The 11,718-nt window shown below is 69.2% G+C and carries 4 protein-coding genes, 2 pseudogenes and 2 CRISPR repeat arrays; of the genes and pseudogenes, 2 read left to right on the plus strand and 4 right to left on the minus strand.

Translation table 11 applies throughout. The annotated features are described in order from the left end of the window. Positions 1-245 precede the first annotated feature (245 nt). Positions 246-2,409: direct repeats of the CRISPR family, unit length 29 nt; unit sequence CTGCTCCCCGCACCCGCGGGGATGGTCCC. 590 nt (positions 2,410-2,999) lie between these two features. Beyond that, a CRISPR array of direct repeats spans positions 3,000-6,071; the repeat unit is 25 nt; unit sequence CTGCTCCCCGCACCCGCGGGGATGG. A 16-nt stretch (positions 6,072-6,087) separates the two neighbouring features. From ABZ818_RS40950 to ABZ818_RS40965, 4 genes and pseudogenes are all read right to left on the minus strand, one after another. Further along, positions 6,088-6,513 (minus strand): annotated as a pseudogene (locus ABZ818_RS40950) (transposase); the annotation flags it as partial. Between the two features lie 34 nt (positions 6,514-6,547). Next, positions 6,548-7,733 (minus strand): annotated as a pseudogene (locus tag ABZ818_RS40955) (IS3 family transposase). Positions 7,734-7,781: 48 nt separating this feature from the next. Beyond that, positions 7,782-8,078: a hypothetical protein gene (locus tag ABZ818_RS40960; protein ID WP_361426909.1), complete on the minus strand. Its 297-nt coding sequence runs from the start codon at positions 8,076-8,078 to the stop codon at positions 7,782-7,784. 50 nt (positions 8,079-8,128) lie between these two features. Continuing rightward, the gene (locus tag ABZ818_RS40965; protein ID WP_361426912.1) at positions 8,129-8,599 is read right to left on the minus strand and encodes a helix-turn-helix domain-containing protein; all 471 of its coding nucleotides are present in this window, start codon (positions 8,597-8,599) and stop codon (positions 8,129-8,131) included. 154 nt (positions 8,600-8,753) lie between these two features. On the opposite strand from ABZ818_RS40965, the gene ABZ818_RS40970 reads away from it, so the two are divergent. Then, on the plus strand, positions 8,754-9,422 hold the full coding sequence (locus tag ABZ818_RS40970; RefSeq protein WP_361426915.1) for an aminoglycoside phosphotransferase family protein: 669 nt from the start codon (positions 8,754-8,756) through the stop codon (positions 9,420-9,422). Positions 9,423-10,096: 674 nt separating this feature from the next. After that, positions 10,097-11,572, plus strand: coding sequence for a hypothetical protein (locus ABZ818_RS40975; RefSeq protein WP_361426918.1), 1,476 nt, complete (start codon positions 10,097-10,099; stop codon positions 11,570-11,572). Positions 11,573-11,718: the final 146 nt, after the last annotated feature.

Genomic DNA, 11,718 nt, shown 5'->3' on the forward strand with positions numbered 1-11,718 from the left:
GACCTTGATCACCAAGGCCAGAGTCAGACGAAGATCACCAAGTGGGTCACTTTTGATCCGCCGTCAGAGGGTCAGCGTTCGGCCGTCGTCGAGAAAGGCGGTGTTCGGCGGCGGCACCATCAGCTGCTCCCCCGCGCCCGCGGGGATGGTCTCACGTCCGGGACACCTTAAGAACGAATCGCAGCCTGCTCCCCCCATCCGCGGAGATGGTCACCTGCGGAAACTCGGGCCGCTAGCCAAGGCCACCTGTTCCCGCACCCGCTGTGATGGTCCAGACGAGGACAACAACGTCCGCATCGAGAACAACTGCTCCCAGCACCCGCGGGGGTGGTCCGGTGGTGGAGATCTGTCAGTCCGCGGTCGAGGTCTGCTTCCCTCACCCGCGGGGATGGTCCCGTGGCCGCCTGCGGGCTCTTCCGCCACGTCTCCTGCTCCCCGCACCCGCGGGGATGGTCCCGTAGGGCGAAAGCCCAGGCGTCAACGCTTGAACTGCTCCCCGCGCCCGCGGGGATGGTCCCGGCAACTTCCAGATCTACCCCATCGACACTGACTGCTCCCTGCACCCGCGGGGGATGACCCCCAGACCGGCTGAGCGTTCAAGGACCGGGTCGTCTGTTCCCCGCACCCGCGGGGATGGTCCCGCGTCCTCCCAGGCGGCCTTCATGGGGTTGACCTGCTCCCCGCACCCGCAGGGATGTTCCCGATCCGCGGTCAATCCACTCGAAATCGCCGCCCTGCTCCCCGCACCCGCGGGGATGGTCCCGGCTCTCCGGGGCGTGGTCAACGCTGGAGGCTCTGCTCCCCGCACCCGCGGGGATAGTCCCTCGGTAGGAAGGAACTCCGGATTGTGCGCTGTCTGCTCCCCGCACCCGCGGGGATGGTCCCACCCACGCGAGCCGGGACTCGGCCTCGCGAGCCTGCTCCCCGCACCCGCGGGGATGGTGCCGCCTGGGTGAGGCAGTCGTCCCAGTACATCGACTGCTCCCCGCACCCGCGGGGATGGTCCCAAGCTGGGGGCTTGTCCTCCGGGCGCCTCGCTCTGCTCCCCGCACCCGCGGGGATGGTCCCTGGCAGAGCTCCGAAGACACCCGGTTCACCGACTGCTCCCCGCACCCGCGGGGATGGTCCCATCAAGAAGTCCGAGGGCTGGGGCAAGTCCCTATGCTCCCCGCACCCGCGGGGATGGTCCCGCGAAGGTCGACGACTGGCGCGCCTACGCGGTCTGCTCCCCGCACCCGCGGGATGGTCCCTGGTCGACTCTCCTGGTCGCCGACCTCCGGTTCTGCTCCCCGCACCCGCTGGGATGGTCCCCTCAGCCGGATCCCGGGCCAGTTCGTCACCGCCTGCTCCCCGCACCCGCGGGGATGGTCCCACGATCGCGGATGCGATCCGGGGTCTGCACGTCTGCTCCCCGCACCCGCGGGGATGGTCCCGGGCCGAGGTCGAGCTGCACGGTGAGGGTGTCCTGCTCCCCGCACCCGCGGGGGTGGTCCCGTGGTGACCGCGGCCGCACCGAACGCCACGTTCTGCTCCCCGCACCCGCGGGGATGGTCCCCCCGGCCAGTGCGGGTTCGACTCCCGCCACGCCTGCTCCCCGCACCCGCGGGGATGGTCCCCAGTGGAACGACACCACGTTCACGTTCCCCAACTGCTCCCCGCACCCGCGGGGATGATCCCCCCTCCGGAGTGGTCGTCATCGTCTTCGGGGTCTGCTCCCCGCACCCGCGGGGATGGTCCCGTGTGCACGTCCCTGCCAGGCGTCCAGCCCGGCTACTCCCCGCGCCCGCGGGGATGGTCCCGCGAGCAGGTATGCGGCGAGGTAGCCCGTCAGCTGCTCCCCGCGCCCGCGGGGATGGTCCCGGGGCCCCCTCGGGCGTGCCTGGTTGCCTGTCCTGCTCCCCGCACCCGCGGGGATGGTCCCTCGTAGGGCCTGAGGGCCTGGGTGCTGGTGTTCTGCTCCCCGCACCCGCGGGGATGGTCCCCGCTCAAATTCGAGGTTGGGGCCGAACGTTGCCTGCTCCCCGCACCCGCGGGGATGGTCCCATCGGTGTCCCAACCTCGGAGGAGTTGGCCGGCTGCTCCCCGCACCCGCGGGGATGGTCCCTCCATCGGCGTGGACGGCACCCTCTACCTGGTCTGCTCCCCGCACCCGCGGGGATGGTCCCGTCACCGGCGTCTTCGGCGTCGGCTTCGCCGACTGCTCCCCGCACCCGCGGGGATGGTCCCAAGCCGCGCCGTTTCGCCGCATGGCTCACAGACTGCTCTCCGCACCCGCGGGGATGGTCCCCAGTACGCCACGCAGATGCGCCGTGCGTCCTCCTGCTCCCCGCACCCGCGGGGATGGTCCCAGGATCTGCGTCTCGGTCGCCACACCCCCGAGCTGCTCCCCGCACTCGCGGGGATGGTCCCTTGTGCTTCTCGACACCGCCGTCGGTGGTCCTCATTTCACCCGTCGACGACAATGGTCCCGCGGCAGACAGCTGGGCTCGGCTTGTGCAGGTCTGCTCCCCGCTCCCGCGGGGATGGTCCCTGGGCCGGGACGAAGACCTGGCCGGGGATCGGGCTGCTCCCCGCACCCGCGGGGATGGTCCCATCCGCAGCGCCGTCGACATGGACTCCGCGTCCTGCTCCCCGCACCCGCGGGGATGGTCCCAAGGCTGAGGTGACGCTGCTGCACGCGAAGACGCTGCTCCCCGCACCGGCGGGGATGGTCCCGCGTACGCGTACAACCTGGAGGCCACGCTCCCCTGCTCCCTGCACCCTGCACCCTGCACCCTGCACCCTGCACCCTGCACCCGCGGGGATGGCCCCGGGGCCCGGTTCGATATTCCCCATCTGAACCGGCTGCTCCCCGCACCCGTGGGGATGGTCCCGACCACCAGGACCCGGGGTCGTGGCCGGCGTTCTGCTCCCCGCACCCACGGGGATGGTCCCCATGCCGTGCTGTTGCGCTCGAAGAGTTCGTTCTGCTCCCCGCATGTCTAGGACGGCCTGCTCAACTGCTCCCCGCACCCGGGGGATGGTCCCGCGACACCGACCTCAGTGGTCGGCTGCCCGGTCTGCTCCCCGCACCCGCGGGGATGGCCCCGTCGCGCTGACGGTGCTGAAGAAGGTGGTCGGCTGCTCCCCGCACCCGCGGGGATGGCCCCGCCAGCAAGGGGTTCCTGACGGGTCTGGCTTCCTGCTCCCCGCACCCTCGGGGATGGCCCCTTGAACGTCATCTGGACCGGCATGACGTCGGCCTGCTCCCCGCACTCGCGGGGATGGCCCCCTGACGCGGCCCACCGGGCTCAAGGCGTCCGCCTGCTCCCCGCACCCGCGGGGATGGTCCCAGCACCTTCGCGCCGAGCGCGATCGCAGAGAACTGCTCCCCGCACCGCGGGGATGGTCCCAAGCGCAAGGGCTACGTGTACTTGGTCTCCGCCTGCTCCCCGCACCCGCGGGGATGGTCCCTCGCCGACGTCACCGCCGCCCTTGGCGTACTGCTGCTCCCCGCACCCGCGGAGATGGTCCCAGTGCGAACCGCCATCGCGGTGCTCACCTCCACTGCTCCCCGCACCCGCGGGGATGGTCCCCGGCCGCGCACCCTGAAGCCGGGCGGCGTCTCCTGCTCCCCGCACCCGCGGGGATGGTCCCTACATCGAGGTCACCAACATGCTGCCGGCGTCCTGCTCCCCGCACCCGCGGGATGGTCCCTCCTGCACGAGGCCAAGACCACGTTCCGCCGGCTGCTCCCCGCACCCGCGGGGATGGTCCCGCGGTCGCCATGAACCCGCGCTTCAGCCCGTACTGCTTCCCGCACCCGCGGGGATGGTCCCACCGGCACCGTCGAGGTCCACTCGACCAAGTACTGCTCCCCGCACCCGCAGGGATGGTCCCGGCGCGAGCAACGTGATCAACGCGTCCGGCCTCTGCTCCCCGCACCCGCGGGTATGGTCCCACTGCCGACTGCTCCACCTGGCATCGCGTCACCTGCTCCCCGCACCCGCGGGGATGGTCCCCGGCCCCGGCCAGTACCCGTCTTGACGTCCCACTGCTCCCCGCACCCGCGGGGATGGTCCCATTGTGAGGTCGGGCTGCAGGTCCAGTGCCTTCTGCTCCCCGCGCCCGCGGGGATGGTCTCCTCCTGAGAGGAGGTCGTCGTGGGGTGGTGCCCTGCTCCCCGCACCCGCGGGGATGGTCCCACGGCTCGTGGGCGGATCTCGTCGTGGATCAGCTGCTCCCCGCACCCGCGGGGATGGTCCCTGGTTCGACGTTGAGGCGTGGGCCCGGGAGCTCTGCTCCCCGCACCCGCGGGGATGATCCCGACGAAACCGGCATCGTCGCCGCAGGCCGCGACTGCTCCCTGCACCCGCGGGGATGGTCCCTGGGAACTGTCAACGGCACGGGCAACCAACGTCTGCTCCCCGCACCCGCGAGGATGGTCCCGATGACGTGGTGCACGTCATGCAGACCACGCTCTGCTCCCCGCACCCGCGGGGATGGTCCCCCCTCTTGGTAGTGGACAGCGATCCGCCGGCGCTGCTCCCCGCACCCGCGGGGATGGTCCCGAGCGCCAGACACGACACCATGCATACGCCGACTGCTCCCCGCACCCGCGGAGATGGTCCCCATTTCCTTGGGATTAGGGACGTACCAGCACACTGCTCCCCGCACCCGCGGGGATGGTCCCTTGCCCCAGCCCTTCGCACGCCGAAGCGTGCCCTGCTCCCCGCACCCGCGGGGATGGCCCCTTTCCTGGGCTCACTGGTCACCACCCAGGCCCTGCTCCCCGCACCCGCGGGGATGGTCCCAACAACGCCGGCACTGTCACCAACCAGGGGTCCTGCTCCCCACACCCGCGGGGATGGTCCCGAGGGCTACGACGAGTCCCCGGCACCGTGAACTGCTCCCCGCACCCGCGGGGATGGTCCCTTGCCCACCGGCAGCGGGCGCCCGGGCTTGGCCTGCTCCCTGCACCCGCGGGGATGGTCCCCCCGACTGGTCCACCCGCTACGACCCGATCTGCTGCTCCCCGCACCCGCGGGGATGGTCCCATCTTCCAGCACGGTCACGAGGTCCACCACAACTGCTCCCCGCACCCGCGGGGATGGTCCCCGCGGCCACGCCGCATGAACCCGAAGGAGAACCTGCTCCCCGCACCCGCGGGGATGGTCCCCCGGTCCTGCGGACCCGGAAGCTCTACCTGTTCTGCTCCCCGCACCCGCGGGGATGGTCCCGACTTCCGGCGCATCGTCAGGTTGCCTTTGGTCTGCTCCCCGCACCCGCGGGGATGGTCCCGCCTTCTGGCTGAGGTGGTGGTGCGCGTCGGCGACTGCTCCCCGCACTCGCGGGGATTGTCCCCGGTCTTCTCGCCTGCGTGGGCCCGGACACCGCTGCCCCCGCACCCGCGGGGATGGTCCCCCAGGAGCCGCACGTGTCCCAACCCACCACCGCTGCTCCCCGCACCCGCGGGGATGGTCCCGCCACGATGTTGGCGATGGCCGGGTCCACGTCCTGCTCCCCGCACCCGCGGGGATGGCCCCTCGGGGTGGGCGGACCGCGAAATCTGAAACAGCTGCTCCCCGCACCCGCGGGGATGGCCCCGTGCAGGTGCAGCAGCACGGGTGGGCGACGTCCTGCTCCCCGCCCCTCGGGGATGGCCCCCAGCCGCGGCCAGTTGATGACGACCTGCTGCACTGCTCCCCGCACCCGCGGGGATGGTCCCCGGATGGGCATGTAGATGTCGCCGCCGGTGAGCTGCTCCCCGCACCCGCGGGGATGGTCCCCGGATGGGCATGTAGATGTCGCCGCCGGTGAGCTGCTCCCCGCACCCGCGGGGATGGCCCCGAGGCGGACTGGCAGATCCGTCAGGCCCTGGTCTGCTCCCCGCCCGCGGGGATGGTCCCTCTTGTCCGTGGACACGGGTCATTCCCTTTCTCTGCCCCCCGCACCCGCGGGGATGGTCCCCCAACGCGAAGTCACGGCCCATCCGCAGCCCTCTGCTCCCCGCACCCGCGGGGATGGTCCCGAAGCGCAGTCGGAGTGTCCGGACTTCCAGCGCTGCTCCCCGCACCCGCGGGGATGGTCCCTTGATCTAGTGCCGCATCAGGCAACGTTCGCCCTGTTTACGACCTCGCGAAGGCGTTCGTCGGTGGCGTGCTTGTTCCGCCAAATGATGTAGCGGCGGATCATGCTTCCCTGCTCCTTGTGGCTGGCATGGTCGGTACCGTCCAGCGTGAAGTAGCGCAGGGCGGTGAACTGGGCCTCGATCCGGTTCAGCCAGGAACTGTTGGTCGGCGTGTAGGCGAACTCGACGTTGTTCGCCTCGGCCCAGTCGCCGACCCGGGTGTCCTTCTTCGTGGTCAGGTGCGGGGAGTAGTTGTCGAGCACGATCGCAATGCGGATCTTCGGTGGGTAGAGGCTGCGCAGGTAGCGGCAGAACTCCAGGAACCTCGTCCGGTTCTTCCTCGGCTTAATGTGGCCGTAGAGCTTGTCCCGGGCCAGGTCGTAGGCGGCGAGCAGGTGACGGACCCGGGACTGCTGCATGATCGGGTGACAGCGGGGTTTATGCAGCCAGGGCTGCGGCTGGGGTCATGATGGTCTCGTACTCGACGGGGGTCAATCGGGCCAGGCGTCTCTGACGCCGGCGTCGGTGGTAGGTGCGCTCGATCCAGGTGACGATCGCGATCCGCAGCTCCTGGCGGGTGGCCCAGGCACGGCGGTCGAGGACGTTCTTCTGCAGCAGCGCGAAGAAGCTCTCCATGGCCGCGTTGTCGCCGGCCGCACCGACCCGGCCCGGCCCATGGAGCCGACCAGGTCGTGACGTGCGAGAACGGACACGAACTTCCGTGAGCGGAACTGCGACCCGCGATCGGAATGAACAATGCATCCGGCGACCTGGCCGCGACGGGCCACCGCGGATTCAAGGGCTCTCACCGCGAGACTGGATTTCATCCGGGCGTCGATGGAATAGCCCACGATGCGGCCGGAGTACATGTCCTTGACCGCGCACAGGTACAACTTGCCCTCGCCGGTGGCGTGCTCAGTGATGTCCGTGAGCCACAGCCGGTTCGGCCCGGCTGCGGTGAAGTCCCGCCGCACCCGGTCATCGTGGACAGGCGGCCCGACCTTGGCGTTCTTCCCATGGCCTCTTCGCTTGCCGAAGGCGCTCCACCAGCCGTTGTCCCGGCAGATCCGCCAGGCGGTCCGCTCGGCCATCGCCTCACCGGCGGCCCGGGCCTCGTCGAGCAGGAAGCGGTGGCCGAACTCGGGATCGTCGCGGTGCGCGTCGAACAGCGCGTTGGCCCGATACGCTTCGGCCAGTTCGGCGTCGGTGACCGGCCTGTCCAGCCACCGATAGTAGGGCTGGCGGGCCAGCCCGAGCACCCGGCACGTCACCGCCACCGGCACCCGGTGAGGGGCAGCGGCGGCGGCCAGCTCGCGGACGAGCGGGTACATCATTTTGCTGGCAGGTTCGCCTGCGACAGATACGCCGCAGCCCTCCTGAGGACCTCGTTCTCCTGCTCCAGCAGCCGGATGCGCTTGCGGGCCTCGCGCAGCTCGGCCGATGCACCCGACGCCGTCGCGGGCCCGGCGCCCTCGTCGGTGTCGGCACGGCGCAGCCACTTCGACAGAGTGATCGGGTGGACGCCGAAGTCGGCAGCGATCTGTTCCAGCGTGACGCCGGGCTCGCGGTTGCGCGCGACCCGTACGACGTCCTCGCGGAACTCCTTCGGATACGGCTTGGGCACTGCAACATCCTTCCAGGCCGCCTCTCAGCAAGCCAGGTCAGGTGTCACCTATCCGTGCTGCAGTCCCTCCACACTCAGCAGCTGCTTGACCTGGCCGGCCCAGTCGATCCGGGTCCGCTGGGACAGTGCCCGAACTCGACGCCATCCGCGTAAGGGCTCAACCCACACGAAGACGGAGCACGTGCCGCAGCGGATGTACTCGCTGTCCTGGCAGGCGTCGTGACCTGGCCGGGCCGGGAGCGGGCCGCGAGCATGGTCGAGGAGCTGGTAGGGCTTCTCGTCCATGCACACCACCGGACGCGCCGGGTCATAGGGCCGGGCATAGACGGCCAGCACGTCTTCCATCCGGGCCGCAAACTCCGCGTTCGCTCGTGGCGGGATGGTCCAGCACTTCTTCAGGTGAGGGCGCAGTTCCGTTTTTTTAAGATCCGCCCGATGGTGGAGTGGTCCAGATCAGGGATGTCCTCGACCAGCGCGACGTGCTTCTCCAGCAGCCGCAGCGACCACCGTGCATAGCCCTGGGGTGGCTGGGAGCAGGCCATCGCGATCAGCCGGGCTTCGACCTCACCGGTCACCGGCGAGGGCACCGGCGGCAGGTCGCGCTTCTTCCGCGCGATCGTGGCGTGAACATCGCCACCGGTCTCGGTGAAACGCTTGGCGACCAGCCGCAACGTCTCACCAGAGACGCCGAGCCGGGTCGCGATCACCTCCTTGGAATCCACCTCACCCACCGAGGTATCCAACGCAAGCAGCACCCGCGCACGCATGATCATCGAGGCTCCGCGAACACCTGTCGTGGTCACCCGGACCAACTCCTCGCGATCCCGCACAGTCAACCTGACCGGCCACTTCTTCTGCGAACCCACGACAACAGTCCTGTCTGGCAAAGGGGAAGGAATCTTCCAGACACCAACCTCCCAACCAGACACACGACAACTAAGCAGCGACACGCCACTAGTGCCGCATCAGACACGTTAGCCAGATTGGTGGCTGGTACGCCGTCAGGACAGACTGCACTGCATGGAGTTGATCGGGCGGGGGCGGGAAGCTGACGTGTATGCCCTGGACGAGTCCAGGGTGTTGCGGCGTTATCGGCAGGGGGGACCAACGGAGCTGGAAGCTCGGTTGATGACCCATTTGGCGGCCTGTGGGTATCCCGTGCCGAAGGTGTACGAGATCACCGATACCGACATGGTCTTGGAGCGGCTGACCGGGCCGACGATGCTGGATGTGCTGGCCCGGCGCCCCTGGCGGGTTGGATCCCTCGGCCGGACGTTGGGCCGCCTGCACGACCGGTTGCATGCGTTGCCGACGCCGAAGTGGCTGCCCCAGCGGTTTGCGACGGTAGGTGACGACCGGGTGCTGCATCTGGACCTGCATCCGGGCAACGTGCTTCTGACCCGGCGGGGCCCGGTGGTGATCGACTGGCGCAACGCGGGCGCTGGTGATCCCGCTGCGGATGTGGCGATGACCATGGTCACTGTCGGCAGCGCGGAGGTCCCCGGACTGGCAGTCCGCCTGGGGCGGAGTCTGCTGGTGCACAGCGTGCGCAAGGGCTCTCGGACCGATCCTGCGGGACGCATCCGGGAGGTGGCGGAAGCCAAGCTGACCGACCCGAACCTCACGCCTGCGGAGGCGGCGTGGCTGCGGCGTCGTACCAGCGACCGGACCCGGAAGCCAGGCCGCTGATCGGTGGCCGGGCGTGTGCGGGCGGCCGGCGCGGGGGTCGGCGCGCAGCTGGGCGGCGCCGGCCGGGACCGGCAGGCCAGCGTCTCCCTCCCGCCTGGCATCGCCACGCTACCGGCGGCGCGGCGGCCCCGGCCGATGCGCAACCGGCTGGGCGCGCCTCGATCCCCGGCCGCGTCCGCGCCGCCCATCCCGTCCATCCCTTCTCCCTCAACTCCAGCCAGGGACTGGGCGAAAGCGGCCGCAACGGGGATGTCAGAGGCCCGACCACGCCGAAGCCGCGTGGTGATCTGCATAGATGCGGAACCGGTTCTTCGGGTCGCGCAACAGGAGGCGCAACAGTTAGCGCCACCGTAAGCGCAACCCACGCCGCAATATGGTGCTCCCGGTCGACCGAGGGCACCCGGCGGCCCGTCATGCGGCGCGGATGGCTCTCTGAGCGCGGGTCAGCAGCCGCAACTCGGTGCGCGCCGCCGACGCCGAGGGGACGGTCGGCTGGACAGTCTCGTGTGGCTCGAGGGCTACCAGACCCTGCTCCGCTGGCGGGCGGAGAACGAGATCACCGGCCTGCACGCAGATCAGTTGCTGTCAGAGAACCACTCGGTAACCCCCTCCATCCCATCGCTGGTGCCGGGCCACCTGGGCCGTCACGCGATCGGAGCCCATAAGGTCTGCGCATGGCCACCTCAGACGCCCAACCCAGACTTCTCCCCCAGCCGGTGCGTGAAAAGCTCAGGTCGATCGTCTTCGACACCAACTCCTTCCCCAACGGGGGACTCCGTCTCAGCACCCTCAAGGAGTGGGAGCGCCGAGCCCGCCTGGCAGGTCTCGAGATATGGCTCCCGGAGCCGGTGGTCTGGGAACTCGCCGAGCATGCCGCCACCACCTGGGACGAGTACCAGGCGATCACGAATAAGGCGGGCAAAGCTCTTTCGCACGCCGGACTCGAGGTACCCACCGGCTCGCCTTACGGCTCACGGGATGAGGTCATCCAAGAAGTCGAGGGCAAGATCCGCTCTCTTGGCACTGCGCTGCGTGTCCTTCAACTCGACGGAGACGTAGCCGTCGAAGCGCTGAAGGACCAGGTCCTGCAGCGCGCACCGGCCAAGCCGCGGGACGGGGTCAAGACCGGAGCATCCGACAGCGCGTGGCTCAGGCAAGTCCTCAAGACGGCAGGCGACGACCCTGACCAGTTCGTGATCGTGGGTAGCGACCGGGACGTCTACAAGGCCTTCGAGGCGTGGAAGCGAGGTAAGCCTTGGATGGTCCCGCTGCGCGATCTCCAGGAGGCTCTGTTCGTCCTCGATGAACCAGACGACAGTGTCGTACAAAAGATCGCCACGTTCCTGCGGAGCCTCGTGGGCTCCCCGCTCAAGGCAGGAGGAACGCCTGACGGCAGGCTGGTTCTTGGCGAGGTCAAGGACTTGGCCGGCCTGGTCGATGACTGGCAGTCAGACCGAATACACGACGTGAGTTTGGTGCAGTTGGAGGCCTTCGCCGGATTCAACCAGGTCAAGATCAACCGGTTGACTGGTGTGGTCACGGCCCAAGTTTTCCTCTGCCCGACGGTCGCGTACACCAGCTGGTCGCTCGACGCCGAGGGCGAGGCCAGGACTCACTCGGGTGCGGTTCCGGGCATCGTCGTCCGTGATGTTCTCAGCTTCACTCTCGAGAATGGCGCCGTGGTCAAGGCGGAGTCAGAGTCCGGCGAAGCGGTTGCCTTCGGAGTGGATGATGGCGCCTCCGCTGGGCCGGAGGAGGCGTTCAACGAGCTCTTGGACGTCTTGACCCTCATACCGGGCGTCGAGTCGAAACCAGGCCTGAGCGATGCCATCACTGAACTCGAAGTCGGCGGGGAACTGACCGTCTTCCTCGACAACCACACGCTGGCCTTCACGTCTGAGGAAGACCACGACGGGGGGTGGAGAGCGACAGTAGACCTCTCCAAGACCGGCTCCTCGAAGTCGATCGAGCTGAACTGCGCGTGGGATGCCACCAGGAATCCCTACGAGATGCCGGACTTGTTTCCGGACTGGGTCGTCTACACCGACGCCAACGTCGCCTGGGGCGTCCTGAGCGAGTGGGGAGCGCTGGTATGGATCACCGAGAATCTGGTCCCGGAGGAGGATTCGCCAGCGACCTCAACCCTGTGAAACGGGGCCGCGGAAATAGACTCGCTGCTGTGTCTCAGTGAAGCAGGTGACTGAGCTTGATGTTTAACCTCGGCGGTTCACCTGACCCGCTGATCTTGGTTCGTTCCCGGGACAGCAGGACGGCCGTTCTTCACGCTTCGAGGTGT

This window comes from Streptomyces sp. NPDC047453, assembly GCF_040643155.1.
Classification (GTDB): Bacteria; Actinomycetota; Actinomycetes; order Streptomycetales; family Streptomycetaceae; genus Streptomyces.

Coding starts and splice junctions, on each gene's coding strand:
- ABZ818_RS40960 (WP_361426909.1), bottom strand. CDS start 8,078: ATGGAAGACGTGCTGGCCGTCTATGCCCGGCCCTATGACCCGGCGCGT.
- ABZ818_RS40970 (WP_361426915.1), top strand. CDS start 8,754: ATGGAGTTGATCGGGCGGGGGCGGGAAGCTGACGTGTATGCCCTGGAC.
- ABZ818_RS40975 (WP_361426918.1), top strand. CDS start 10,097: ATGGCCACCTCAGACGCCCAACCCAGACTTCTCCCCCAGCCGGTGCGT.